Annotated in this window: 28 protein-coding genes; 12 read left to right on the top strand and 16 right to left on the bottom strand. The window is 64.6% G+C overall.

The window, feature by feature from the left end; genetic code table 11:
* Positions 1 to 111 precede the first annotated feature (111 nt).
* Positions 112 to 639 carry a peptide-methionine (S)-S-oxide reductase MsrA gene (gene msrA / locus BSZ39_RS07095; RefSeq protein WP_073716670.1) on the bottom strand — a complete coding sequence of 176 codons (528 nt, stop codon included), beginning with the start codon at positions 637 to 639 and terminating at the stop codon, positions 112 to 114.
* 176 nt (positions 640 to 815) lie between these two features.
* On the opposite strand from msrA, the gene BSZ39_RS07090 reads away from it, so the two are divergent.
* Entirely contained in the window at positions 816 to 2,267 is a 1,452-nt protein-coding gene (locus BSZ39_RS07090) for an AI-2E family transporter (protein ID WP_073716669.1), read from the top strand.
* Positions 2,268 to 2,269: 2 nt separating this feature from the next.
* Here the strand turns inward: BSZ39_RS07090 and greA are convergent, their stop codons facing one another.
* On the bottom strand, positions 2,270 to 2,767 hold the full coding sequence (greA, locus tag BSZ39_RS07085; RefSeq protein WP_073716668.1) for a transcription elongation factor GreA: 498 nt from the start codon (positions 2,765 to 2,767) through the stop codon (positions 2,270 to 2,272).
* 86 nt (positions 2,768 to 2,853) lie between these two features.
* Positions 2,854 to 3,246: a DUF4307 domain-containing protein gene (locus BSZ39_RS07080; protein WP_073716667.1), complete on the bottom strand. Its 393-nt coding sequence runs from the start codon at positions 3,244 to 3,246 to the stop codon at positions 2,854 to 2,856.
* Between the two features lie 82 nt (positions 3,247 to 3,328).
* Between BSZ39_RS07080 and mca the strand changes: the two genes are divergently transcribed.
* Both mca and BSZ39_RS07070 read left to right on the top strand, forming a co-directional pair.
* Positions 3,329 to 4,168 (top strand): mycothiol conjugate amidase Mca, encoded by an 840-nt coding sequence (gene mca, locus BSZ39_RS07075; protein WP_083603027.1) that lies wholly within the window; start codon positions 3,329 to 3,331, stop codon positions 4,166 to 4,168.
* 51 nt (positions 4,169 to 4,219) lie between these two features.
* A complete protein-coding gene (locus tag BSZ39_RS07070; protein ID WP_222842890.1) occupies positions 4,220 to 4,561 on the top strand; it encodes a hypothetical protein in 342 nt (113 codons plus the stop codon).
* A gap of 1 nt (position 4,562) precedes the next feature.
* Here BSZ39_RS07070 and BSZ39_RS07065 read toward each other — a convergent pair whose 3' ends face one another.
* Together BSZ39_RS07065 and trhA are read right to left on the bottom strand one after the other, a co-directional pair.
* Positions 4,563 to 5,675 carry a PPK2 family polyphosphate kinase gene (locus BSZ39_RS07065; protein ID WP_083603025.1) on the bottom strand — a complete coding sequence of 371 codons (1,113 nt, stop codon included), beginning with the start codon at positions 5,673 to 5,675 and terminating at the stop codon, positions 4,563 to 4,565.
* Between the two features lie 58 nt (positions 5,676 to 5,733).
* The gene (gene trhA / locus BSZ39_RS07060) at positions 5,734 to 6,387 is read right to left on the bottom strand and encodes a PAQR family membrane homeostasis protein TrhA (RefSeq protein WP_245792449.1); all 654 of its coding nucleotides are present in this window, start codon (positions 6,385 to 6,387) and stop codon (positions 5,734 to 5,736) included.
* 212 nt (positions 6,388 to 6,599) lie between these two features.
* Here trhA and BSZ39_RS07055 point away from each other — a divergent pair, with 212 nt between their 5' ends.
* The gene (locus BSZ39_RS07055; RefSeq protein WP_073716662.1) at positions 6,600 to 7,373 is read left to right on the top strand and encodes an isoprenyl transferase; all 774 of its coding nucleotides are present in this window, start codon (positions 6,600 to 6,602) and stop codon (positions 7,371 to 7,373) included.
* On the opposite strand, the gene BSZ39_RS07050 is transcribed toward BSZ39_RS07055, so the two are convergent.
* Genes BSZ39_RS07050 through aroA form a run of 4 tightly spaced genes read right to left on the bottom strand, consistent with a single transcriptional unit; the run spans position 7,370 to position 11,546 of the window.
* Positions 7,370 to 7,783, bottom strand: coding sequence for a type II 3-dehydroquinate dehydratase (locus tag BSZ39_RS07050; protein ID WP_073716661.1), 414 nt, complete (start codon positions 7,781 to 7,783; stop codon positions 7,370 to 7,372). The genes BSZ39_RS07055 and BSZ39_RS07050 overlap by 4 nt on opposite strands.
* Positions 7,780 to 9,393: a bifunctional shikimate kinase/3-dehydroquinate synthase gene (locus BSZ39_RS07045; protein WP_073716660.1), complete on the bottom strand. Its 1,614-nt coding sequence runs from the start codon at positions 9,391 to 9,393 to the stop codon at positions 7,780 to 7,782. The genes BSZ39_RS07050 and BSZ39_RS07045 overlap by 4 nt, the downstream gene beginning before the upstream one ends.
* Positions 9,386 to 10,156: a shikimate dehydrogenase family protein gene (locus tag BSZ39_RS07040; protein WP_073716659.1), complete on the bottom strand. Its 771-nt coding sequence runs from the start codon at positions 10,154 to 10,156 to the stop codon at positions 9,386 to 9,388. Before BSZ39_RS07040 ends, BSZ39_RS07045 begins: the two co-directional genes overlap by 8 nt.
* 19 nt (positions 10,157 to 10,175) lie before the next feature.
* Complete coding sequence (aroA, locus tag BSZ39_RS07035; protein WP_073716658.1) at positions 10,176 to 11,546, bottom strand: 3-phosphoshikimate 1-carboxyvinyltransferase; 1,371 nt, start codon at positions 11,544 to 11,546, stop codon at positions 10,176 to 10,178.
* Positions 11,547 to 11,639: 93 nt separating this feature from the next.
* Between aroA and phoH2 the strand changes: the two genes are divergently transcribed.
* The gene (gene phoH2, locus BSZ39_RS07030; protein ID WP_073716657.1) at positions 11,640 to 12,965 is read left to right on the top strand and encodes an RNA 5'-3' helicase PhoH2; all 1,326 of its coding nucleotides are present in this window, start codon (positions 11,640 to 11,642) and stop codon (positions 12,963 to 12,965) included.
* 4 nt (positions 12,966 to 12,969) lie between these two features.
* Here the strand turns inward: phoH2 and BSZ39_RS07025 are convergent, their stop codons facing one another.
* The 4 genes from BSZ39_RS07025 to xseA form a co-directional block, all read right to left on the bottom strand.
* Positions 12,970 to 13,536 (bottom strand): carbonic anhydrase, encoded by a 567-nt coding sequence (locus tag BSZ39_RS07025; RefSeq protein WP_073716656.1) that lies wholly within the window; start codon positions 13,534 to 13,536, stop codon positions 12,970 to 12,972.
* A gap of 9 nt (positions 13,537 to 13,545) precedes the next feature.
* Positions 13,546 to 14,409, bottom strand: coding sequence for a PfkB family carbohydrate kinase (locus BSZ39_RS07020; RefSeq protein WP_245792448.1), 864 nt, complete (start codon positions 14,407 to 14,409; stop codon positions 13,546 to 13,548).
* 91 nt (positions 14,410 to 14,500) lie between these two features.
* Positions 14,501 to 14,737 carry an exodeoxyribonuclease VII small subunit gene (locus tag BSZ39_RS07015; RefSeq protein WP_073716654.1) on the bottom strand — a complete coding sequence of 79 codons (237 nt, stop codon included), beginning with the start codon at positions 14,735 to 14,737 and terminating at the stop codon, positions 14,501 to 14,503.
* Entirely contained in the window at positions 14,734 to 16,005 is a 1,272-nt protein-coding gene (xseA, locus tag BSZ39_RS07010) for an exodeoxyribonuclease VII large subunit (RefSeq protein WP_083603018.1), read from the bottom strand. The genes BSZ39_RS07015 and xseA overlap by 4 nt, the downstream gene beginning before the upstream one ends.
* 104 nt (positions 16,006 to 16,109) lie before the next feature.
* Here xseA and BSZ39_RS07005 point away from each other — a divergent pair, with 104 nt between their 5' ends.
* On the top strand, positions 16,110 to 17,138 hold the full coding sequence (locus tag BSZ39_RS07005) for a 4-hydroxy-3-methylbut-2-enyl diphosphate reductase (protein ID WP_073716672.1): 1,029 nt from the start codon (positions 16,110 to 16,112) through the stop codon (positions 17,136 to 17,138).
* Here BSZ39_RS07005 and BSZ39_RS07000 read toward each other — a convergent pair whose 3' ends face one another.
* Entirely contained in the window at positions 17,139 to 18,167 is a 1,029-nt protein-coding gene (locus BSZ39_RS07000) for a DNA recombination protein RmuC (RefSeq protein WP_158025103.1), read from the bottom strand. It abuts the gene before it with no gap.
* Positions 18,168 to 18,389: 222 nt separating this feature from the next.
* Here BSZ39_RS07000 and BSZ39_RS06995 point away from each other — a divergent pair, with 222 nt between their 5' ends.
* Together BSZ39_RS06995 and BSZ39_RS06990 are read left to right on the top strand one after the other, a co-directional pair.
* Positions 18,390 to 19,472 carry an alpha/beta hydrolase gene (locus BSZ39_RS06995; protein WP_143180417.1) on the top strand — a complete coding sequence of 361 codons (1,083 nt, stop codon included), beginning with the start codon at positions 18,390 to 18,392 and terminating at the stop codon, positions 19,470 to 19,472.
* Complete coding sequence (locus BSZ39_RS06990) at positions 19,459 to 19,740, top strand: hypothetical protein (RefSeq protein ID WP_073716651.1); 282 nt, start codon at positions 19,459 to 19,461, stop codon at positions 19,738 to 19,740. The genes BSZ39_RS06995 and BSZ39_RS06990 overlap by 14 nt, the downstream gene beginning before the upstream one ends.
* Here BSZ39_RS06990 and BSZ39_RS06985 read toward each other — a convergent pair.
* Both BSZ39_RS06985 and BSZ39_RS06980 read right to left on the bottom strand, forming a co-directional pair.
* A complete protein-coding gene (locus tag BSZ39_RS06985; RefSeq protein WP_073716650.1) occupies positions 19,737 to 20,399 on the bottom strand; it encodes a response regulator in 663 nt (220 codons plus the stop codon). The genes BSZ39_RS06990 and BSZ39_RS06985 overlap by 4 nt on opposite strands.
* On the bottom strand, positions 20,396 to 21,478 hold the full coding sequence (locus BSZ39_RS06980; RefSeq protein ID WP_083603016.1) for a sensor histidine kinase: 1,083 nt from the start codon (positions 21,476 to 21,478) through the stop codon (positions 20,396 to 20,398). Before BSZ39_RS06980 ends, BSZ39_RS06985 begins: the two co-directional genes overlap by 4 nt.
* Positions 21,479 to 21,599: 121 nt before the next feature.
* Here BSZ39_RS06980 and BSZ39_RS06975 point away from each other — a divergent pair, with 121 nt between their 5' ends.
* The 4 genes from BSZ39_RS06975 to BSZ39_RS14585 all read left to right on the top strand — a co-directional run bounded on the left by BSZ39_RS06975 (position 21,600) and on the right by BSZ39_RS14585 (position 24,923).
* On the top strand, positions 21,600 to 22,520 hold the full coding sequence (locus BSZ39_RS06975) for an ABC transporter ATP-binding protein (RefSeq protein ID WP_083603014.1): 921 nt from the start codon (positions 21,600 to 21,602) through the stop codon (positions 22,518 to 22,520).
* Positions 22,517 to 23,302, top strand: a complete 786-nt coding sequence (locus tag BSZ39_RS06970; RefSeq protein ID WP_073716648.1) for an ABC transporter permease — start codon at positions 22,517 to 22,519, stop codon at positions 23,300 to 23,302. Before BSZ39_RS06975 ends, BSZ39_RS06970 begins: the two co-directional genes overlap by 4 nt.
* 11 nt (positions 23,303 to 23,313) lie before the next feature.
* Complete coding sequence (gene ychF, locus BSZ39_RS06965; RefSeq protein ID WP_073716647.1) at positions 23,314 to 24,417, top strand: redox-regulated ATPase YchF; 1,104 nt, start codon at positions 23,314 to 23,316, stop codon at positions 24,415 to 24,417.
* 71 nt (positions 24,418 to 24,488) lie between these two features.
* Positions 24,489 to 24,923 (top strand): hypothetical protein, encoded by a 435-nt coding sequence (locus tag BSZ39_RS14585; protein ID WP_143180416.1) that lies wholly within the window; start codon positions 24,489 to 24,491, stop codon positions 24,921 to 24,923.
* Positions 24,924 to 24,960 lie beyond the last annotated feature (37 nt).

Below are 24,960 nucleotides of genomic sequence, written 5' to 3'. Positions count from 1 at the left end.
GGGTTTAGGAACTTCGGCCACTACGTGCTGCGCTGTCTGCTCCACTCCGGGCAGCTATCAGCCCGGGTCAACGCACTCTAGAACCGGAAGAGCCGTTTTAGTCATGGCGATCTACCTGCAGGTCACGCCGGTCGCGTGGACCGGACAGTAGCCGAACGGGTTCTTCTTCAGGTAGTGCTGGTGCTCTTCTTCGGCGGGCCAGTACGTGTGTGCGCCCGGCTCCTCGACCGTCGTCGTGATCGGTCCGAAACCGGCCTCGGCAAGACGCGGTTCAAAATCGGCGATGAGGCGACGCGCGGTCTGAGCCTGCTCGGCCGTCGTTGGGAAGACAACGGAACGGTACTGGCTGCCGATGTCATTGCCCTGCCTGTCGCCCTGGGTCGGGTCGTGGTTTTCGAGGAAGATGGCAAGGATCTCGGCGACGTCGATGCGGGCCGGGTCGTAGGTGACCCACACGGTCTCGGCGTGGCCCGTCGTGCTGGAGCAGACCTGCCGGTAGTTCGGGTTCTCGGCGGTACCTCCCATGTACCCGACGGACGTTTCGAGGACTCCGTCGAGGCTATCGAGGAGTTTTTGGGCGCCCCAGAAACATCCCAGGGCGAGACCGATGGACTGCGGGCCGGATTCATTCGTCGACATAGCGCGATCGTAACCAACGTGAACGTGCGCGGCCAGCCCCTGCTAACGAGCCGGTCTTATCGCCGTAAACTACAGTCGTAACAGCCTGGTTATCCGCACTAGGGAAAGCGAATCCGCCGATGCCACCGACCACACCGCACTGGATCCGAAAACTCGCGCGCACATCGCGCGAACGAATGGCGGAATCCACCGAGCGCGTCCGGGCGGCAGGGACCGCGAACCGGTACCCGGAAGAGGCGCTCGTGTCCGTGACCGCGAAGAAGGACGACGATCCGGATGCTGTCGTTCCCTGGTCGGTGCGGGCCGCGGCCGAATGGTCTTGGCGCGTGCTCCTCATCATCACGGCGCTCGCGGTGCTGGTCTACGCCCTGTACTGGATGCAGATCATCGTCGTACCGCTGCTCGTGGCGACGCTGATCGCGGTCCTGCTCGAGCCGATCAACCAGTGGCTGCGGCGCACGCTGCGGTTCCCGCGGGCGCTCGCGGCGCTCACGACGGTCGTCGGTACCCTCGCCGCGATCACCGCGCTCCTGACCTTCGCGGGGCAGGCGCTCGTTGACGGCTTCTCCGATCTGGCGAGCTCCGCTGTTGCCGGTTTCGATCATCTCTTGTCGTGGCTGTCTGAGGGGCCGCTGAAGATCGACCCATCGAAGATCTCGGAGGTCCAGCAGGAATTCTTCACGAAACTGCAGGACAACGCGTCCGTCCTCGCCTCCGGCGCGATGACCGTGACCACGTCGGTCGGCCAGGTGCTCTCCGGCGCGCTGATCGCCATCTTCTGCCTGTTCTTCTTCCTCATGGAAGGCCGACGGATCTGGCTGTGGTGCGTGCGACTCATTCCCGTGAGCGCGCGCGAACGCACCCACGAGGCCGCGATCCGCGGCTGGATGACCCTGCGCGGCTACGCGCGCACGCAGATCCTCGTGGCCGCGGTCGATGCCATCGGCATCGGTGTGGGTGCCTGGCTGCTCGGCGTGCCGCTCTTCTTGCCGCTGGGCGTCCTCGTCTTCCTCGGCTCGTTCGTCCCGATCGTCGGTGCGCTCGTCACCGGCACGATCGCCGTGCTAGTCGCGGCCGTCTCGCACGGCCTGTCGACGGCGATCCTCATGCTCATCGTGGTCCTCGCGGTGCAGCAGATCGAGGGCAACGTCCTGCAGCCGTTCCTCATGGGCCATGCCGTCTCCCTGCACCCGGTCGCCGTGCTGCTCGCCGTGGCGGGTGCGACCTACATCGCGGGCATCGTCGGAGCCCTGTTCATTGTGCCGTTCGTGGCCTTCCTTAACACGGTCATCCTCTACTTCAACGGGCGCGATAAATTTCCGGCGCTCGCGAACGACCCGGGACGGCCCGGCGGTCCGCCCGGAGCATTCTCGGAGCAGATCGAAGGCACCTTCAACGACAGTGTCGACGTCGCGGAACGGCGTGAGGTCGTCGAACTCGTCGAGAACGTGACCGAGGAAGATCTCGAGCAGCTCAGCGAAAGCGAGCGAGCCATCGCCCGCGCCGAACGCGCCAAGATCAAGGCCTCGCTTGCCCGCGAAAAAACTGCGTCCTCACCCGAGACCGACTCCGAGGCGGAGCCAGAGGGCAAGGACGCAGTCGAGATGCGGGACTCGTCAGAGTCCTGACATTAGCCGCGGAACGGCTTGACCTTCGTGATCTTCACCTTGATGGTCGAGCCGTTCGGGGCTTCGTAGCTGACAGTTTCGCCGACCTTGTGGCCGATCACGGCTTCCCCGATGGGGGAGGACTCGGAAAAGACCTTCAGGGACGGGTCGACGTCGGCCGCGGCTTCGCGCGAACCGATGAGGAACGTGATGTCCTTGCCGTTGACCTTCGCGTGGACGACGGTGCCCGATTCGGCGATACCGTCGTCGGCGGGCGCTTCGCCCACCTGGGCGTCGCGCAGCAGCTCGGTCAGCTGGACAATGCGGGCCTCGAGCTTGGACTGCTCTTCGCGCGCCGCGTGGTAGCCACCGTTTTCCTTGAGGTCGCCTTCTTGGCGCGCCGCATCGATACGGGCGACGACCTCTGCTCGTCCCGTCGTACTGAGGTGTTCAAGCTCCGCGCTCAAACGGTCGTAGGACTCTTGGGTTAGCCAGGTCTCCGTCACGGTTCCTCCATACATAAAAAGACAACCTCGGCCCTTTGCCGAGGTGCGGTTGCTGCGATGAGCATAGCAGGAGCGCATTTTTGCTGCGCTCGCTGAAACCCCTATTTTACGACGGTACAGTGCTGGACGTCGCCCCGGGTCGCGCGCTGCGTCGTCGGCACATCGACGTTTACCGTCGCCGGCTGGGTCACGATCTCGGTCTCGACCTCGGTCACACCGACCTCGATCGTGTTCGCGTTATACGCGGTGATGGTGCATCGCACCTTCTCGCCGATGGAGCTCGTCACGTTATAGCGCACCGTGATGGACGTATCGGAGTTGACCGTCGAGCCGATAACCGAGGAATGGGCCTGCGGTTTCGTGATCGCTACTGCCTGCCAGATCAGCCAGATCGTGATGATGAGGGCCGCAATCGCGCCACCGAGCCACAGGAGGCGATTCTTGCCTTCGGTGGAACCATAGCGTTCGCGCAAGTACTCCTCGTTGCTGACCATGGGTTCATCCTATCGGGGCCGAGCACGTATGATCGCCAACAGGAATTGTGTAGCTAACTGAGGTGAGACCAACATGCGGATGATGGCTGTTCATGCCCATCCCGATGACGAAGCGAGCAAGGGCGCCGGCACGATGGCGCGGTACGTGACCGAGGGTCACCGCGTTCGCGTTGTAACCTGCACCGGCGGCGAGCGGGGCGATATCCTCAACCCCCGCCTGGAGCACGATAAGCAGATTATCGACAACCTTCTCGAGGTGCGGCGAGCCGAGATGGCGGCCGCCGCCGAAGCGCTCGGGATCGAACACGCCTGGCTCGGCTTCGTGGACTCCGGCCTGCCGGAGGGCGACCCAATGCCCCCGCTGCCCGAGGGCTGTTTCGCGCTCGTTCCCGATGAAGAAGCGACGGTTGCGCTCGTGAAGCAGATCCGCGAGTTCCGCCCCCACATCATGACGACCTATAACGAGATAGGCGGCTACCCGCACCCGGATCACATCGCGACGCACCGTGTGTCGATGGCGGCGCTAGCCGCCGCGGCCGACCCCGAATTCCATCCCGAACTCGGCGAGCCGTGGCAGATCCAGAAGGTCTACTACGACGTGTCGTTCGGGCAGGAGCGCCTCGAAGCGATCCACGAGGCCATGGTCGAGCGCGGACTGGAATCCCCGTTCCTCGAATGGCTGCGCTCGCGCGGTGAGCGCCCCCAGCGCGAGGCGACCGCACGGATTAAGGTCGATGAGTTCTTCCCGCAGCGGGACGCGGCGCTGCGCGCCCACGCGACCCAGATCGACCCGGACGGATTCTTCTTTCAGGTTCCGCACGATCTCGAGGCCGAAGTATGGCCTTGGGAAGAGTTCGAGCTCGCCTACTCCGCGTTCCCGGTCACGGGCATGGAGGACGACCTATTCGCAGGGATAGACTAGGCAAAGACATCGTCGATAGAGGTTAAGGAACCGATGGTTGTTTTCAGTCCCGTGCCGAGCCCATCGCCAACGGAGATCGATCGCTATCTCGTCTCTCCCGGAATCTCCGGGTTCCTCACGTTCCTTGTCCTAGCGGTCCTCGGCTGGCTGCTGTTCAGCTCGTTTTCCCGCCACATCCGTAAGGCGACGTTCCACGCTGCCGAACGCGAAGAAGAACTCTACGGCGAGTCGAGCGAGGACAAGCGGCGACAGATCCCGATCGACCCTAACCTGAAGCCGACGCAGGGGCCGCTCGCGGAGACCGTGCTTGGCCACCGTGCGCCGGACTACGATCCCGATAAGGGCGCGCGCGAAGAGCTAGCCCGCCGGCAGGCCGAGGGCGAAGACCGGTAGGTTACTTCTTGGACTTTTTGGACTTCTTTTTGTCGTCTTTGGACTTCTTGTCCTTGGAGTCCTTCTTCGCCTTCGGCTTCTTCTTGTCCTTCTTCGCCTTAGCGTCCTTGGCGTCCTTTTTGGACTTCTTCGGCTTGGACTCCTTTGCCTCGCCGTCGTAGTCGTCGACGAAATCCTCGACCATCTCGGCGAGTTCGACCGCTTCTTCTTCGGTCTTGGCGACGGCCTTCTTCTCGTTCTTTTCCGCGATCTCGACCGTCTCCGGAGCCATGGTCTTGCTCAGGCGGCGCTTTTGGACATCGGCGTGCCAGCGCGGGCGGGGCCACTTCAGGTCCATCTCGAGCAGTTCCTTGATGAGGAGCTCGGTGATGACGAGTCGGGAGTACCACTTGTTATTGGCGGGCACGACGTACCACGGGGCCTCGTCCGTCGTGGTCTTCGTGATCGCGTCCTGGTAGGCGGCCTGGTAGTCATCCCACTTCGCGCGCACGTCGACGTCGCCGGGGTTGAACTTCCAGTGCTTATCGGCCCGGTCCAGGCGCTCCATGAGGCGAACGCCCTGCTCCTGCTTGGAGATATGGAGCATCACCTTGATAATCCTGATGCCATCGGCCGCGGCCTTCTTCTCGAAGTTCACGAGCTCGTCGTAGCGCTTTTCCCAATGTGTTTTGGGGACGAGCTTGTCGACGCGAACGACGAGGACGTCCTCGTAGTGGGAGCGGTCAAAGACGCCGATCTTGCCCGCCGGCGGGAGCGCGCGGCGGACGCGCCACAGGTAGTGGTGCTTGCGTTCTTCTGCCGTCGGCACACCGAAGGAACGCAGCGCGACGCCCTGCGGGTCGACCATGCCCATGACGTGGCGGACGATGCCGCCCTTGCCGGAGGTATCCATGCCCTGGATGACGAGCAAGATAGCCTTTTTACCGCCCGAGCGGCCGTCGGCAAAGAGACGCTCTTGCAGCTCGGACAGTAACTCGCCGCGTTTTTCCATGAACGCTTCGGCGTCGGTTTTGTCGTCCTTCCAGCCTGGCGTTGCGTCGGGATCGATGTCTGCGAGAACGGTCTCAGGGGTTGCGCGATGGAGTTCCCAGGGGGGAGTGCTAAAGGTCGTTATCGGTGGCTCCTTCCGGTGCCACCAGCCTAAAACGCGCTGAGCAATTGCGCGCGAGAAACTAGCGCAGCGTCATCGCCGCCATGAAGACCGCGACGCAGTGGCAGACGTAGCCGATGACGGTGCCGACGTGGAAAATTTCGTGGAAGCCGAACCAGCGCGGGGCCGGATCGGGCCACTTCAGCGCGTAGACGACCGCGCCGAGCGTGTAGGCGAGTCCGCCTGTGACGACGAGCCAGACGATCGCCGGTCCGCCCGCGGTCCAGAACTGGGGGAGGAACCAGACGGCGACCCAGCCGAGCGCGATATACAGCGGCACGTACAGCCAGCGGGGTGCGTCGAGCCAGAAGGCTCGTAGCAGGATGCCAAGGAGTGCACCGCCCCAGACGACGGAGAGCACCATCGTCGCGGTTGAGCGGTCGAGCAGGAAGATCGACAGCGGGGTATAGGTGCCGGCGATGAGAAGGAAGATATTAGCGTGGTCCATCCGCCGCAGGATCGCGCCGACGCGCACCGACCAGTTGCCACGGTGGTAGACCGCGGAATGGCCAAACAGGATCACCGTCGTCGCGACAAAGATCGCGACGGTCAGCTTCCCCATGGCGGTCGGGGTGAGGGCGATGAGCACGATGCCGACCGCCAGCGCGAGGGGCGCGGTGATCGCGTGGATCCACCCGCGCAGATGAGGTTTAACCTGCTCCATCATGTCCTCCATACGGTCGGCCACCCGGACAGGAGTCGATGACGTCGAACGTAGTTTGACGTGATGGGTCATGGCTGCCTCCTAACTTACGCTTCCGTAACCTACGCAATCGTAACCTCCTTCTCCGACGATAGTCGAGCATACGAAGCGCATCTCACCTTCAAGTTTCCTGACACAATGGCACCAACGGTTCTCGTGGGACTCGCGAGGCGGAAGGAGACATCGTGGCGCTGAGCTCAGTGTTATATCCCCTGTACGAGCATCGCCTCGCGCGGGAGATCGATGCCGCGCGCGTTCCCCGCCATATCGGGGTCATTCTCGACGGTAACCGGCGCTGGGCCCGGGCGCTGGGGACCCCTGCGTCGCACGGCCACCAAAAGGGCGCCGATAAGATCTCGGACCTGCTCGCGTGGAGCGCCGATCTCGGGGTCGAGGTCGTCACGCTATGGATGCTCTCGACCGATAACCTCGCGCGCTCGGAGGCCGAGCTCACCGAACTGCTGACGATCATCTGCGCGGCCGTGGACAAGATCGCCGACGACGGCCGCTGGCGGCTGCGCGTCGCGGGCGCGCTCGACCTGCTGCCCGAGGCCGAAGCGCAGTGCCTCGCCGACGCCGAGGCACGCAACCGTGACCTCTTGACGGGGAAAAAAACGATGGTCGTCAACGTTGCCGTCGGATACGGCGGGCGCCACGAGATCACCGATGCGGTGCGCTCGTTCCTGCGCGAACAGGCGGCGGCCGGCAAGTCGATCGACGAGGCCGCCGAGAAGCTCAGCGTCGAGGACATCACCGCGCACCTGTATACGGCGGGGCTGCCCGATCCGGACCTTGTGATTCGCACCAGTGGCGAGCAGCGCCTCGGCGGCTTTTTGCTGTGGCAATCCGTGCATTCGGAGTACTACTTTTGCGAGGCCTACTGGCCCGATTTCCGGCGCGTGGATTTCCTGCGCGCGCTACGCGACTACGGCCAGCGCGAACGCCGCATGGGGCGCTAGGCGAGGGCATCGATCGCCTCGAGGTAGCCGCGCGGGCCGCTGCCCGCGATCTGCTGTGTCGTGACGTCGGTGAGCACATTGATCTTGCGGAAGTCCTCGCGTGCGGTCACATCGGAGATATGAACCTCGATGACGGGGCAGGTAAGCGAGGCAAGGGCGTCGCGCAGCGCGTAAGAATAGTGCGTCCACGCGCCCGGGTTGATGATGAGCGCGTCAAAATCGCGCTGCTCGAGCCGGTCGATCGCGCCGCCTTCGTGGTTGGTCTGGAAGTCGAGCAGCTCGTGGCCGCCCTCGGCGGCGTGAGCGCGCATGTCGGCGATGATCTCGGGCAGCGTCGTCGACCCGTAGATCTCGGGCTCGCGCGTGCCGAGCATCGAGAGATTCGGGCCGTTCAGGACGAGGATTCTCATGGCTGGGCAATCTCGGCTAGGGCGGCGTCGATCTCCGCCTCGGTGACGTCGTTGACCTGGACGACCTCGCCGATGTCCATCGGCAGGACCCAGGTGATGGCGCCGCGGTGGGACTTCTTGTCGCTCTTCAACACGTCCTTCACGACCGCGGGATCGAAGCGGCGGGTGAGTTCGAAGCCGAGCTCGGCGGCCGTTTCTTCGATACGCTGCGCGACCGCAGGGTCGGCGCCGCGGCGACGGGCGATCGCGGCGACCGCGCGCAGGCCGAGGATGACGGCGCGGCCGTGGGGCAGTCGGTAACCGGATTCGATCTCGAGCGCGTGCCCGATCGTGTGGCCGAGGTTCAAGTTGCGGCGCTCGCCCTCTTCGAAGGGATCGCGCTCGACGACGCCGATCTTTAGCAGCGCCGAGCGTTCGATCATGGCGTAGCGCGCGGCGAGGTCGGGGGCATCGGTGTCGAGGGCCGCGCTGCCGCGCCGCTCGACGAGGTCGAACAGCCACGGGTCGCCGATGACGCCCGACTTCAGGGTTTCACCCATGCCGTCGAGCAGGAGATCACGCGGCAGGGTCGAGAGCGTCGCGGTGTTGGCGATGACGGCGACGGGAGGCCAGAAGGCGCCCGCGGAATTCTTCGCGGCCGACAGGTCGACGGCGACCTTCCCACCGATCGCCGCGTCGGCCATCGCGAGCCACGTCGTCGGCATCTGGATGAGCGGGGCGCCGCGCTGGTAGAGCGCGGCCGCGGTGCCGACGAGGTCGCCGGTGGTGCCGCCGCCGAGGGCGATCCAGGCGTCCTTGCGCTCGGCGCGGCGTTCGGCCGCGAACTCCAAAAGCGATTCGACGCTCGCGAGGCGCTTATTCTGCTCCCCCGCCGTCATGAGGTAGACACGCTCGCTCGGCAGGATCGACATGAGGTCGGGGTGGCCCGCGGCCGGGTTGCGATCGGCCGCGACGATGGGCACGCCGGCGGAGTATTCCTCGATCAGGGAGCGCAGCCACGTGGCGGGCAGATGATCAGCGAACGCGATCGTTGCCTCGCGCGGGCCCATCGGGTGGTCGCGCCGCGTTTCCATCTTGAACAATAGGCGGCCTCGTTCGGCGACCGCGATTTTCTCGCGCGCGCGCAGCTCGTCGATGATCTGGGTCGCGAGCCGCTCCTTTTGCGCCGTCGAATCGACGTGGATATCGGCCGCGCGGTAGTACGGCAGGCGCTGGGCGCGGCGCTCGGCGAGTTGCTCGGCCGACTGCGTGAGCGGACGCAGGTCAGGGTCGGCGCTGAACCGGTTGCGTAGGACGTGGTCGGGGGCGTCGAGCCAGACGATGGTCCCGGCGTTCCACAGCTGCCAGCGGGCTACGGGATCGACGACGACGCCGCCGCCCGTTGCGATGACGGCGCTCTCGCCCGCGACCGCGCGCGAGATGAGTTCGGCTTCCTTGACTCGGAAGGCGTCCTCGCCGCGCGTGCGAATGTACTCGGCGGGGGAGATGCGGTGGACGTCTTCGAAGATGCGGTCGAGGTCACGAAACGGCAGGTCGAGGCGGGACGCCAGTTCGGTGCCGACGGTCGTTTTCCCGACTCCGGGCATTCCGACGAGGATGACACTAGACATGGCTGGCTCCCAGGGTCGATAGCAAAGCGGTGAGCATCGGGTCGGCCGGGACAGCCTGCCCGATCCAGATTTCGAGGGCGCGCCGCCCCTGGCCGGCGAGCATACCTGCACCCGCGCGTGCCGGGGCACCGAGCTCCCGGGCGGCGGCAACGAGCGCCGTCGGCGTCGGGCGGTAGACGAGGTCGAAGACGGCGAGGTCGGCCCGGAGTAGCTCGCGCGCGACCGGCAGTTCGGCCGACTGCGTGCCGATCGGGGTCGCGTTGATGAGCAGATCGCAGTCGGGGATTTCGGCCGGAGCGGCCTCCCACGTGCCGTCGCGGCGCGCCAGCGTCACGGACTCGATACCGCGCGTCTGAAGCGCTAGCATTACGGCCGCGGCCGCGCCGCCCGCCCCGAGGATCGCGGCGCGCCTAAAGGACGTGCCGAACGCGTCGAGCTCGTCGAGAATCGCGGGGTAGTCGGTGTTGTGCCCGATGAGGCGCTCGCCGCGCACTTCGATGGTGTTGACGGCGCCGAGTCTTTCGGCTTCTTCGCTGAGTTCGTCGACGAGTTCGGCAGCCGTCTGCTTGTAGGGCACGGTCACGTTCGCGCCGCCATTACTGCCGCGCAACGCTTCGAGCGTGGCGGGGAATTCGCGCTCGGTCACGTCGGAAATGACGTAGCGGTGGGGCAGGGACAGGGCGTCGAAGGCGGCAGCCATGATCACCGGCGAGGCCGAGTAGGCGATGCCGTGACCAAAGAGCTGAAAGGTGCGCCCCATCATGGTCCCCAGTATCCCCGATTCACCTCGCGGGCGCGGGTCGGGGTCCCGAAAGCGCGGCGAGGTCGTCGAAAAAGCGCGGGTAGGACACGGCGGCACAGGCCTCATCGTCGGCGACGATCGGGCGGGGCGCGACGCCGGTCACCTCGAGGATCGCGGCCGCCATCGCGATGCGGTGATCACCGTCGGTCCGCACACGCATCACCTCGCCGGAGGTCTCGAGGTAGCGATGGTCGCTGCCGGTGATCGTGAAGCCGTCGTCGTGTTCGATGACGTCGATGCCGGCGGCGCGCAGCATTTCGCACGTGAGCGTGATGCGGTCGGATTCCTTGACGCGCAACTCGGCCGCGTCGCGCACCGTGGACGTGCCCGGGGTGCCCGCCATGACGACGGCGAGGATCGGGAGTTCGTCGATGAGGTCGGCGCTGCGTAGGCCCTCGATCACGATCGGGCGCAAGGGGGCGCCGCTGCGGGCGATGAGCGTGCCGGTGGGTTCGGGGCCGGTCGCGGCATCGGGGCGGATCTCGATTGTCGCGCCCATGTCGTGCAGGGCCGTAAGGAATGCGGTGCGCGTCGGGTTGAGGCCGACGTCGCGCATGGTGATCTCGGCGTCGGGGTGCAGGGCTGCGGCAGCGAGCCAGAAGGCCGCAGAGGATTCATCGCCTGGCACGTCGAGGCTGCGCAGCTCGAGGTTGGCGGGGCCGGTGATCGTCGTGCTCGTGGTCGTCTCCCCGCTGCGGGAGATGTCGACGCCGCAGTGGGCGAGGAAGCGTTCGGTGTGGTCGCGCGAAGGGCCTGGCAGGTCGATGGTCGTCGTCCCATCGGTGGCGAGGGCCGCGAGGCAGAGCGCGGTGAGGATCTGTGCGGAGGGCACCGGCAGGGCGATGTCGATGGGGGCGAGCGGTGCGGGGCCGGTGACCGTTAGCGGCGCGTGCCCGGCGGCGGTCTCGATTCTCGCGCCCATCCGGCGCAGCGGGAAGGCGACGCGTTCCATCGGCCGAGCCGAGAGCGATGCATCGCCCGTGAGCGTGACGGCGCCGGGGCGGTCGGCGAGCAGGCCCGCGAGGGCTCCCATGAGTAGGCGCATCCCGGTCCCGGAGTTACCGCAGTCGAGGACGAGCGGCGCTTCGGGGCTGCCGAGATCCGTCGGGGTGCCTAGGGCACGCACGATGAGGACGTCGTCGGTGGCCTGCTCGATTTCGAGGGAGCCGAGGGCTGCCATCGCGTGCGCAATCGAGATGACGTCCGCGCCGGGATAGTCGATCCGAAAAACCGGGGCGTTCTTCTCGAAGCGCCGACCCGTGAGGGCCGTCGCGATGAGGGCGCGTTGGGCAACGGATTTGCTGGCCGGAAGCGTCAGTTCGCCGGCAAGTCGGGCAGGACGGACGGTCATGTCTCGTATTGTTCCCAAGTTCAAGATTTTGCGTGCATGTTGTCCATGGCGTGTGCGCATGCACACACCGCCGCATCCGGTTACGGTCAAGACATGACGTCCACACCGGTCATCGAACGACGAGAAGGTGTGCGCACCTACCTCATCGACACCTCTGTTCTCCTGTCCGACCCCCTCGCTCTGACGCGGTTCGCCGAACATGACGTGGTTTTGCCGATCATCGTCGTCACGGAACTCGAGGCCAAACGCTCCCATCCCGAACTGGGCTACTACGCCCGCCAAGCCCTGCATGCGCTCGACGATCTGCGCGTCGAGCACGGTCGCCTCGATCGGCCCGTCCCCAGCGGTGACGGCGGCCGACTCTGGGTGGACCTCGAGCATGAAAAGTCATCCGCCCTGCCGTCCGGTCTCCAGCTCGGGGACAACGATTCGCGAATCCTGTCCGTCGCCGCCCAGCTCGCCGCCGACGGACACGACGTCATCGTCGTGTCCAAGGACCTGCCGATGCGCGTCAAGGCCTCCGCTGTGGGCCTCGCATCCGAGGAGTACCTCGCCCAGCAGGTCATCGAGTCCGGGTGGACGGGCATGGCTCGCGCGGAACTCACCGAGGAGGAAATGAGCCAGCTGTGGGAGCACGGCGAGCTCGAGTTCGACTCGCTGCTGTCCGGCGATGAGCTCGCCGAGCAGCCGGTCCACACGGGCGTCATCCTCACCTCCGCGCGCGGCTCGGCCCTCGGTACGGTCAACTCTGACGGCAAGCTGCGCGTCATCCGTACGGATCGCGAAATCTTCGGGGTGCGCGGCCGCAGCGCCGAGCAGCGCGTCGCGATCGAACACCTCATGAACGACGAGATCGGGATCCTCTCGCTTGGTGGTCGCGCCGGCACCGGTAAGTCCGCACTTGCCCTCGCCGCGGGTCTTGAGCTGACACTCGAACAGCGCAAATACCGCAAGATCATGGTCTTCCGTCCGCTGTATGCAGTAGGCGGGCAGCAGCTCGGTTACCTGCCGGGCAGCGAGGCCGAGAAGATGGACCCGTGGGGCCAAGCGGTCTTTGACACGCTCTCAGCCGTGGTCTCGCAGGAAGTCACCGACGAGGTCGCCTCGCGGGGACTGCTCGAGATTTTGCCGCTCACGCACATTCGTGGCCGGACGCTGCATGACGCGTTCGTGATCGTCGATGAGGCACAGTCGCTCGAGCGCAATGTGCTGCTGACGGTGCTATCGCGCGTGGGACAAAACGCCAAGGTGATTCTCACGCACGACATCGCGCAGCGCGACAACTTGCGCGTCGGGCGCCATGACGGCGTCGTCGCGGTGATCGAAAAGCTCAAGAATCACAAGCTCTTCGCACACGTCACGCTGACGAAGTCGGAGCGCAGCGAGATCTCGGACCTCGTTACGAGCATGCTCGATTAGCGGCCTACAGCCATTCGACCTCGCCACTGTGAAGGTGGTAGCCGGCGCCAAGAATCTCGATCTTGCCGTCGGCTTCCGCTTTTCCCAACACCTGCGAACCGCGCAGCCGCTCGACGATGCGGGGCACCGTCGGGAAGAGGGAGCCATCATCGTCGACGAGGTCGGCCAGGACCCCGTTCGTGAGGACCGAAGTCGAGCCGGGTAGGTCGAGTTCTTCGCCCGCGCGGAGTTTGCGAGAAAACTCGAGGGCTTTGCAGCTCTCGTGTCCGAGGACGACGATGAGGCAGCACTGGGCCACGACGTGCGCGAACTCTGCGGAGGCGAGGACGACATCGGTCGGGATGTGGCCGCCGTTGCGGATGACGAACATGTCGCCGAATCCCTGGTCAAAAATGATCTCGGGAGGCACCCGAGAATCGGAGCACGAGATGACGCACGTGTGTGGGGTTTGCCCCTCGAGCAGAGTCGCGCGGGCGGCGGCATCCTGGCGGGGATGGCGCGGACTGCCCGCGGCGAATCGGCGATTTCCGTCAATAAGGAGGGTCTTGGCGCTGGCCGGAGTGTGCGTCATGCGGGCAGTTTACCGATCCGCGAACTGCGTGGAGATATCGTGCTCGGAAAGGAAGGTACGGACCTCCGCGGTGGTAGGCGGGTTAGCGCCGTCGCGAGAGACGGTGATCGCGGAGATCGCGCTCGCCCACGTGATGACCTCGGTCAGATCGATCAGGCTCACGTCGTTGAGAGCGTCTCGGTTGGCCGCGCCCAGTAACCCGAGCCGGTTCAGCCCATCAATGAGCCCGCCCATGAGGGAATCTCCCGCCCCGACGGTGTCGGCAACCTCGGTTGCGAGAGTAGGGGAGGAGACTTCGCCCGCCGCGCAATATGCGGATACGCCATCCGCGCCGCGGGTGACGACTACGATAGCGGCCCCGCCCGCCAGCCACTGCTCAACAACATCGCGCTCGTCAGTGTCTTTCGTCAGCCAGGCGATGTCTTCGTCGGAGGCCTTGACGATATCGGCGTTCGCGATGATTCGAGAAATCCGTTCATAGGCTTCGGCAGGATCTCCCATGAGCGATGGTCGGGCGTTGGGATCGACGGAGACCGTGGCGGAGGAGGCAAGCGACTCGATCATTTCGGCTACCTTATTGGCCCCGGGTGTAATCACGGTCGAGATCGAGCCGGTGTGGGCGTGGCTCACCCCATCGAGTGTTGCTGAGGACTGCGGGTCCCACGTGACATGGAATTCGTAGTTTGCGGCGCCGGTTTCGTCGATTGTCGCGATCGCCCGTGAGGTGGGGTTAGTGCTGCGCGTTCCGGGAACGATGACCACGCCTGAGGAGGTGAGATGCTGCTCAATGCGATCGCCATCGGCATCGCCCCCCCACTGCGAGAGCAGATGGACATCGTTATCGAGCCTCGCGAGCCCGACCGCGACGTTCATGGGGGAACCACCTGGGTGCTGAGCGACATCTCCTTGGCGGTGAACCTCATCGATGAGGGCCTCGCCCAGGACTAGAATCGGGCCGGGCATGTTACTCCTTCGTGTCGTCAGCATCCTCGCGGCGGGCTTTGGCCTCGGCGAGGCGCTCGCGAGCACCCGTCAGCCATTCATCGCAGCGATTGGCGAGAGCCTCGCCGCGTTCCCACAGCAAGAGTGATTCTTCCAGGCCAGCATTACCAGATTCCAGTTGCGTCACGACGCGGACGAGTTCGTCCCGGGCCTGTTCGTAGCCGAGCGTTGCCGGGTCGGGCAGTTCGGAGGTGCTCATGAGGTTCCTTTCGTGAACGTTTCGGTGGTGGCGGCGACGACTTCGACGCCGATGCGGCCGCGGTGCAAGATGACGTCGAAGCTATCACCAGGCTCGGTTTGTTCGGCGTCGGTCAGCACGTGACCATCGCGATCGCGCACGACCGCATAGCCGCGCTCGAGGATCGTCTTTGGGGATAGGTCTCGCACGCGCGAGCGCAGGCGTTCGATGTCGGCGCTTGCGAGGTCGAGTCGGTGGGTAACGAAACGTTCCATCCGCTCGCGCACCGAGATGAGCTGTTCGGCCTGACGGTCGATGAGCAGTTCGGGCTGGGCGAGGACTGGACGAGCTCGCATCGCATGCAGTGCATCGCTCTCACGGTCGAGTAGGAGTTCGATCGCTTGGTCGAGCCGGGCAAGGGCGATGGCGAGCTGGCGCCGCTCCGCGGCGATATCGGGCACGACGCGGCGGGCAGCGTCCGTCGGGGTCGAGGCACGGAAGTCGGCGACGAGGTCGAGCAGGGGAGTATCAGTCTCATGCCCGATTGCGGAGACGAGCGGGGTTACGCAGTCGGATGCGACGCGCACGAGACGCTCGTTGGAAAACGGCAGGAGATCCTCAACGCTGCCGCCACCGCGAGCGACGATGATGACATCGACATTCGGATCGGCGTCGAGTTCGGCGATCGCATCGGAGACCTCGGCTACGGCATAGGCACCCTGGACTGCGACTTCACGGATCTCGAACTCGATCGCGGGCCAGCGGGCCCGGGCGTTGACGACCACGTCGTGCTCGGCCTTTGATTCCCGGCCGCAGACCAGGCCAATGCGCCGAGGTAGAAAGGGCAGCGGCACTTTACGCTCAGGCGCAAAAAGCCCTTCGGCGGCGAGGAGTGCTTTGAGTTCTTCGAGTTTGGCTAGCAGCGCACCGAGTCCGACCGAACGAATCTCTTTAGCCTGCAGTTGGAGCGAGCCACGCTTGACCCAGAATGTTGGCTTTGCGTTGATCACCACGTGCGCCCCGTCCGCAACCGGGGTGGTGATCCGCTCAAAATCGCGGGCGAACATCGATACGTTCATCGACATGTCGGTGTCGGTATCACGCAGCGTCATGAACACCATCGATGCACCGGGTCGGCGATTGACTTGCACAAGCTGGCCCTCGACCCATAGCGGGGACATTCGATTGATGTATTCATCGATCTTCGTGTTGAGCAGACGTAGTGGCCACGGATGTTCCGGGGAGGTCTCACGGGCCGTGGCGGGCACGGTGGGATCGGTCGGTGGCATGCCACCAGCATGGCAGACGCCGGTGACATTTCAGGCGGTCACGGTACCCTTAGGGCGTGACTACTCCGACTTCGCTTGCAGGTGCCTCCGCGTTCCCCGACCAAATTCCGGCCGTAACGCCCGGGGTCGATGCCGACCCGAATCGGAAGATTCTCTTGGCCGCCCCGCGCGGGTATTGTGCCGGCGTCGACCGAGCTGTCGACGCGGTAGAAAAGGCACTCGAACACTACGGCGCACCCGTGTATGTGCGCAAAGAAATTGTCCACAACAAGTTCGTCGTTGAGACGCTGACAAAGCGCGGCGCGATCTTCGTGTCCGAAACCGACGAGGTCCCCGAAGGAGCTCGGGTCGTGTTCTCCGCACACGGTGTTTCCCCGCAGGTCCACGCCGAAGCCGCTGCCCGACAACTCCAGACGATCGATGCCACGTGTCCACTCGTGACGAAGGTTCACAAGGAGGCAGTCCGGTTTGCTAACGGCGATTACGACATCTTGCTCATCGGCCACGATGGCCACGAAGAGGTCGAGGGTACGCACGGCGAAGCCCCGGACCACATCCAGGTCGTGAACGGCCCGCATGAGGTCGATACGGTCGAGGTCCGGGATCCCGATAAGGTCGTGTGGCTCAGCCAAACGACGCTGTCGGTCGACGAAACGATGGAGACCGTCGATCTGTTGCGCAAGCGGTTCCCAAATCTGCAGGATCCGCCATCGGACGATATTTGCTACGCGACCCAGAACCGCCAGGTCGCGGTGAAGAAGCTCGCGCCCGAATGCGACGTCGTCATCGTCGTGGGCTCGGCGAACTCGTCGAACTCCGTGCGCCTCGTCGAGGTCGCGCTCGAAGCGGGCGCGAAGGCTGCCTACCGGGTGGATAAGGCCGATGAGGTCGATCCCGAGTGGGTCAAGGACGCTCAGACCGTGGGCCTCACCTCCGGTGCCTCCGTTCCGGAGATCCTCGTGCGCGACGTCGTCACGAAGCTAGGTGAGCTCGGCATCGGACGTGTCGAAGAGGTGCGCACGGCAACCGAGGACATCATCTTCTCGCTGCCGAAGAACCTGCGTGCGGACCTGAAGAAGGCCGGCTACCAGCCGGACCGTCCCCACAAGGTCCGTGAGCCGAAGGGACGCTGACTACGAGTTTTCGGCTCTCTCGTAGGTCACGCTACGGGGCGCGACATCGACCTGCCGTACTTCCGGAACGTCGCCGAGGTCCAACTCCGCGAGCGCTCTCGCGTGCACGGTCAGGCGTTTGTCGAAGGAGCCAACGGCCTTGTTATAGGACTCCACGGAGGACTGCAGCGATTTGCCGACGCCATCGAGGTGACCTGCGAACGTCGACAGGCGCTTGACCATTTCTTGCGATGAGGCGAGCAGTTGGTGCGCGCGTTCGCTGATCTCCTCGCGCGACCACGTCGCGGCGATGTTGCGCAAGATTGCGAGGAGGGAGACAGGTGTCGCGAGCGCGACGCGCTTGCGAAGGGCGTATTCGAGCAGCGTGGCGTCCTTCGCGCACGCGGCGGACAGCAGCGGCTCGGCGGGCAGGAAGAGGATCGTGAGATCGATGCCGCCACCAAGCGCGGTGGGGTAGTCGCGCTGCGCGAGGGCATCGATATGGCGCTTGACCGCGCGAGCATGGTCAAGGAGGTACTGATTACGGCGCTCGGTTGCCTCCAGACTCGCGTCCTCTCCGAGTTCGCTCGCGAGCAGGTAGGAGTCGAACGGAACCTTCGCATCGAGGGCGATCGCTGCGCCGCCGGGCAGGTTGATCACCATGTCCGGGCGAGCGCCATTGGACAGTACCTGCTGCGTCGAGAAATCCGTGTGACGCAGCATGCCCGCGGCCTCGACGAGTCGCTCCAACTCGACCTCGCCCCAAAAACCTCGGGTCGCCGCGTTGCGCAGTGCGCCAGCCAGGGCACTGGTCGTTTGGGACAGTTCCGCGCCCGTTGCGGCCTGCTGCGACAGCTGTTCTGTCAGCTGGGCATTGGCGGCCGCCCGTTCCTTTTCTGCAGTGATGACCTGGCGTTGCAGTTCGGCCAGTCGGGTCTCTAGCGGTTTGATCGTCACCAGCAGGGAGCGGTAGCCGTCCTCGTCTTCGGACTGGCGTGCAGACAGGGCCGTCAGCTCAGCGACCTTGCCCTCGGCCATACCGAGGCGCATGGATAGCTGAGCTGTTCGGTCTGCCCCCCTTCGGCCCGCGAGGAGGTATCCCATGGCGACTCCCATGAGCAGCGCCGCTATGACAAAGACAACATTGGATGCGTTCATGGGGCAAGGATCCCGCACGGTTCGGACATTATCCTCGTCAAGGTGGACATCTGTTCGGTAGGTATGCGTCTGTCGGTTGATTGACCAGCGTGCGATTGGCTGAACAATAGGCCCGTGAATATTCTGAGTTTGCCGGTGGTCATCGGCGCCGTCATCATCACCGTCGGGTGGACAGCGCTGACGATTTTTTTGCTTTACCGTGCACGGGGCGGGGCGGTGCTGCGCTCCGTTCAGCGTGTCCTTGCCGTCCTCGTCTCCTGCATCTTGGCGGTCACGACTGGGGGCATGTTCGTTAATCTGCACTTCGAGTTTTTTGAAAAACCCTCCGAGGCGGCAGAGTACTTCGCAGCGTTTGTGCCCAAGGGGGCGCCGACGCCCGTCAAGGCGGAGCCCGTGAAAGAATCCGATCCGGCGACGAAGGTCGACTTTACGGACTCCGACGAAGAAGGCATCAAGCAGGCGAAGTTCAAGGGCGAGAAGTCTGGCATCACCGAGGAGGTTCGCGTGTGGACCCCGAAGGGCTACGACCCGTCCAAGGGCCCGTACAATGTGATATACCTGCTTCCGGGTAACCCGGGCCGCGCGAGCGCGATTCAGACCGCGATCGGCGTCCAAAAGTGGGTTCAGGAAGCGATCGACGCGGGCACGATTCCGCCGTCGATCGTGGTCTCGACTTCGATGAATATCGGTGGCCAGCCGACCGATTGCGCGGATTTCAAGGGCCGCCCGAAGGTCGAATCATGGATCGTGAACGACGTTCCCAATGTCATCCGTGCGAACTATGCGGTCTCGAAGAACAAGGACGACTGGACGATCATGGGAGTGAGCGCGGGCGCGTACTGCTCAGCTCGCCTCGCAATCAAGCACCCGGACGTCTTTGGTGCAGAGGTCTGGTTCCACGGCTATAACACCCCGATCGACGGCGGGCTGGCGGGCAACCCCGCCGTCCGTGATGCCAATAAGCTCACGGAGCTACTGGCCGACAAGTCCCGCAAGCTTCCGGTCCGCCTTCTGCTCATTGGCTCGAAGGATGATCCCGGCACGATCGAGGATGCGCGCGATATCGAGAAGAAGGCGCAGCCTGGCGATACCGTCACCGTCCTGCCCTATCAAAAGGGCGGTCACGGGTGGAAGAACTGGTATAAGCAGATGCCTGCTGCACTGAAGTGGATTGGAGAGCACAGTGTTCGCCGCTGAATTGATGTGGGGACCCGCGACCCCGTTTGGGCTGACGTCCGCGAAGCTCGCGACGATCGTCGCTGCTCTCACGCTGATCTGCCTTACGCTTGCCGTCGTAGCGCCGGAGATCGCGCGGCGCGGTGAGCCGGGCTCCCGTCGCCGTTGGTGGGCGCACATCGCACCGGTCATGCTCATTATGGGGCAACTGCTCACGTGCGCGCTGGTATTCCTGCTCGTGAACCGCGTCGGCTGGTTCTACAGTTCCTTTGCCGACCTGTTCGGCTAATTCCCGGACAGCAGCCCGAGTTCTAGCGCGCGCAGCACGGCTTTTGTGCGGTCACGCACGCCGAGTTTGTCCATGATCGCCGAGACGTGATTCTTCACGGTTCCCTGCGCCAAGTGCAGGGACTCGGCGATCTCTCGGTTTGCCCACCCGGCTGCCATGAGGCGTAGGACATCGCGTTCGCGATCGGTTAGCTGCGGGATTAATGCGGGGCCCTGCGCAGTCGGGGGGTCAGCGAAATGGGCGACGAGCGTCGCGGTGATCGCGGGCTGGATATAACGTTTGCCCGCGGCGACTTCCCGCAGTGCCGTCGTTAGTTCCTCGAGCGTCACGTCCTTTAGCAGGTAACCGCGCGCGCCCGCACGCATCGCGGCGACGACCTGTTCATCGTCGTCGAAGGTGGTAAGGACGAGGACGGGGGTGGAGTTTCCGCCTGCCTGGAGCTCTTTGAGCACGCCGATGCCATCGAGCCGTGGCATCCGCAGGTCGAGCAAGAGGACATCGGGCCGGTGTTCGGCGATCGCAGTGAGCGCTTCCTCGCCATCGCTGGCCTCCGCGACCACTGTGATGGACGTGTCGAGTCCCAACAGCGAGACGATGCCCGCGCGCACGAGGTACTGATCATCGGCGAGGACGACGCGAAGTGGGGTAGGGCTCGTCACGATGCTCCCTTCGGGACGGTGAGGTTTACGGTAAAGCCTGGGGGTTTGGTATCGAAGTGGACGGTGCCGCTGCGTGCGCTGATGCGCTCGACCATCCCCCGCAGCCCATTCCCGACGGCGAGTTGGCAGACACCGACACCGTCGTCGCTGACCCGCACGCTGATGACATCGCCGACGTCCCGGATCCGCACGATGATGTGCGAGGCATTCGCGTGCCGAACCGCATTCGTGATCGCTTCTTGGGTGGCGAGGACGAGATCGCCCGTGACTTGCTCAGGCACCGAGAGTGCGCCCGCGTCGATCCTGACCTCGGGGGAGGGGATCCGATCCGCAAAGGTGCGCAGGCGTGCGAGGAAGGTATCGGGCGCGTCATCGCGCAGCTGGGTCACGACGCCGCGGATTTCGGTCAGGGCCTGCTTGGCAAGGAGTCGGGATTGTTCGACGATGTCGTGCGCAGGCGTCCCGCCGCTCAGATGACTGGCCGCCTCAAGGTTCAAGGCAAGCGCCGAGAGCTGGTGCCCGACGCGGTCATGCAGGTCGCGCGAAATCCGCAGCCGCTCCGTTGCTCGCGTCGTTTCCGCGAGTTTTTCCTGCGCAGCCGCGAGCTGGTGGCGGGCTTCGGCCTCGCGCATCGCGATGCCCGAAACGAAGACTGCGAACAGCGACAGCAGCGTGATTAGGAGGATGTTGACGACCGAAGAAGTGTCCGGCCCCGAAAGGACCATGCCGACGAGGATTTGCATCCCGACATAGATCAGGCCGACCCGCTGTGAAAACACGAGCGCGACGGTCGCTGCCGCAATGACAAAGGGGACGGTCGAGAGGCCGCCGACCGGGTCAACGAGGGGCAGGAGGAGGCACACTGCAGCGAAGAAGGCGGCGGTGAACTGCTCGAGGCGGGGTGTGCTGATGAGCCCCAGCAAAACGAGGGACGCGAACCCGAGGAGATAACAGACCCAAAACAGGATGGACGTCGTCGGCGCGAGGACGATCGCGCCGAAGCCGACGAGCCCGTACGCGCCGATGGCCACCCCAGATAAGAGTCGTCCGCTGCGCTTCTCACTCGCCTCTTCTTGCATAACCCTACGCTAGCGGCAAGCCCATGATCTCGGGGGTGCCGGTAGTCATGGGTCGCAGCCGGACAAAGTCGTGACGGCAGCCCCTGGGGCGAGGGGGACATCCTTCCATAACGTGACGGATATGAACACCGCAGTCGCCGCCACCGGCCTCACCAAAGAATTCAAGTCCCGCAAAAGCGGTACGGACGAGCCCATCCGGGCCGTCGACGACGTCTCGTTCGAGATTGCTTCCGGATCCACCACCGCAATCCTTGGCCCGAACGGAGCCGGGAAGACAACGACGATCGAGATGCTGCTCGGGCTCCAGATCCCGACCGCCGGCTCGATCGAGGTCCTCGGCGGCAACCCGAACGATCGGGCTATTCGTCTCCAGGTCGGTGCCATGCTTCAGGACACCGATGCGCCGACCTCGCTAACCGTCCGCGAAATCGTTGACCTCGTCGGCCACTACTACCCGAAGCCGCTCCCGGTCGACGAGGCGATCGAACTCGCCGACCTGACGAGCCATCGAAACAAGCTCGTCGGGCAGCTATCTGGTGGTCAGCGCCAGCGCCTGAGCTTTGCCATCGCGATCGTTGGCGACCCGAAACTGCTCTACCTCGACGAGCCGACCGCGGCGCTCGATGTCATGGCTCGCCGTCGATTCTGGGACGGGCTCGCCGCCTACACCGAGCGGGGCGCGACCGTAGTGTTCTCCTCGCATAACCTCGCCGAGGTCGAAGCCCAGGCCGAACGCGTCATCATGCTTTCCAACGGGCGGATCGTCGCCGACGCGAGTCCCGCCGAGCTTGCCGCGCGTGGCGCGCGCATGGTCGTCGAGTTTGCGACCCCACTGCCTGCTAGCAGCTACAAGAACCTTGCAGGCGTCATCGCCGCAGTCCCCGAAGGCGAAGGTGTCCGCCTCGCCGCGCGCGACGCCGATGAGTCCGTCGTCGACCTCGTACGTTCCGGCCTACCGTTCGCCCACCTCACCGTGGTGCGGGCGTCCCTGGAAGACACTTTCGTTCACCTCGCAACTACCGAAGAAAAGGTCCTCTCATGAGCGCATTTGCTGCCCAGGTCCGCGCGGAAGTCACGCGCAACCGCCGCCTGCCGGAATACGTTGTCGGCGTCGTATTGCTACCCATCATCCTGTTCGCCATGTTCGGCCTGACCAACCGCAACCAGATCCTGCCCTCGGGGCTCGCTGTGCCCGGCGTCCTGGCAATCTCATTCGCTGCCTACGGTATCGTCAGCCAATCGCTCTTCGCCTTCGGCGGTGATATCGCCTCCGAGCGCTCCCAGGGTTGGCTGCGCCGCATGCGCGCCACACCGATGACGATGGCGACGTACTTCGGCGGCAAGCTCGTGATGAACCTCGTCTTCGCGTTCGTCATGGTCACCCTGCTGCTGGGAGCAGCGAGCCTATTTGGCAACGTTGAGTTCGACTGGCCGCGCGCACTCTTGGCGGCAGCCGTGTGCATCTCGGGCGCACTCTGGTTCGCGCCGTTCGGCGCCGCCATCGCCTACTGGGCGCGGCCCCGCGCGGCGACGACGATCGTCAATCTCCTGTTCCTGCCGCTGTCGTTCCTGTCTGGCTTCTTCATGCCGCTGGAGTCACTGCCGGAGGTCTTCCAGAAGATCGCCCCCTACCTGCCGACCTACCACTTCGGTGCGCTGGCGTGGCGTGCGCTCGCTCCGCAACAGGACATGGAGTTCTTCATGACCAACCCCGACCAGAACCTCTGGGTCTCCGCGGGCGTCGTCCTCGCCTGGTTCGTGGGGACCGTGATCCTTACCGCCCTGGGCTACCTCCGAGAGCACAAGCGTGATCGAGCGCGGTAAAGTGGGTCGACGTGGCCCTCACTATCGGAATCGCTGGACTGCCCAACGTCGGCAAGTCGACCCTGTTTAATGCCCTGACCCGCGCGACGGTGCTCGCCGCGAACTACCCGTTCGCGACGATCGAACCCAATGTCGGTGTCGTGCCGCTGCCCGATGACCGGCTGAAGGTCCTGGCCGAGATCTTCGGCTCGCAAAAAATCCTGCCCGCCACGGTCTCCTTCGTCGACATCGCCGGCATCGTGCGCGGCGCCTCCGAAGGCGAAGGTCTCGGCAACCAGTTCCTCGCCAACATCCGCGAGGCCGACGCCATCTGTCAGGTCACCCGTGCGTTCTCCGATCCCGACGTCGTCCACGTCGATGGCAAGGTCGATCCGGCCTCCGATATCGAGACCATCTCGACCGAGCTCATCCTCGCCGACCTGCAGACCCTCGAGCGCGCAATCCCGCGCCTGGAAAAGGAGGTACGCGGCAAGAAGACCGACAAGTCTGTCCTCGATACGGCTCTCGGCGCCAAAGACCTCCTCGAGCGCGGCGTGTTGCTGTCGCGTGGCGCGAAGGACGCGGGCCTCGACGCGGAGCACTTAGCGAGCTTCCAGCTCATGACGGCCAAGCCGTTCATCTTCGTCTTCAATACCGACGACGAGGGCCTCGCCGATACCGAGATGCAGGCCAAGCTGCGTGAGCTCGTCGCCCCTGCCGAGGCCATCTTCCTCGACGCGAAGTTCGAAGCCGAGCTCGTCGAGCTCGACGAGGAGGAAGCCGCCGAGATGCTCGCCGATGTCGGTATCGAGGAGTCCGGCATGGACCAGCTGGCCCGCGTCGGCTTCGATACGCTCGGCCTGCAGACCTACCTCACCGCCGGCCCGAAGGAGGCCCGTGCGTGGACCATCCGCAAGGGCTGGAAGGCGCCGCAGGCCGCGGGCGTCATTCACACCGACTTCGAAAAGGGCTTCATCAAGGCCGAAGTCATCTCGTTCGAGGACTTGGTCGAGCAGGGCTCCATCGCAGAGGCTCGCGCCCACGGCAAGATGCGCATGGAGGGCAAGGACTACGTCATGCAAGACGGCGACGTCGTCGAGTTCCGGACGGGGCTTATGTCTGGGTCTAAGAAGTAGTGAAGTGGAGGGGCGCTGTGAGTAATCAGTTGCAGTTTCTCCTAGGTCGCGTAGAGGAAGCGGACCCAGGCGTGGCAAGAGAGCTGCGCCGTCACATTGAGGCGTTGCAGAGCAGGCGGCAGTTTGGACTCAACTTCGAGCGGCACACCCCGGAGTCCGTCGCGCTGACCGGTCGGCCGATTTCCGTTGGGGACAAGGTGCGCTTCCTGCCACCTCGCGGCGACAGTGAGGCTGAGTCCAAAGCGAACTGGATCGTGACCTCAATCTCAGGCGCCAAGGGTAAGCGCGTAGCCAGTCTGCTTGATCCGAGGACCAAGGATGAGGCCACGCGAACTCTCGACGACCTGGTCTTCGTGGCGGACTTCCGTGATCCGATCTACCCCGGCCTCGTCTCAACTGGGAGGATTGAGCGCGGCGGCGACAAGCCGTTCCACGCTGTAGTCAACGCCGAGGGTCAAGTCCCTTGTAGTGGTGTAACGGCGTTTTCCTCTCGTTTGGGGTTTTAGCTTGCTAGTGCGGGCGTGTCGGTATCGGTCATGGTCG

Source organism: Bowdeniella nasicola, assembly GCF_001907295.1.
Taxonomy (GTDB): domain Bacteria; phylum Actinomycetota; class Actinomycetes; order Actinomycetales; family Actinomycetaceae; genus Bowdeniella; species Bowdeniella nasicola.
Note: the sequence above shows the minus strand (reverse complement) of the source record. Positions and strands in the feature narration are given on the sequence as shown.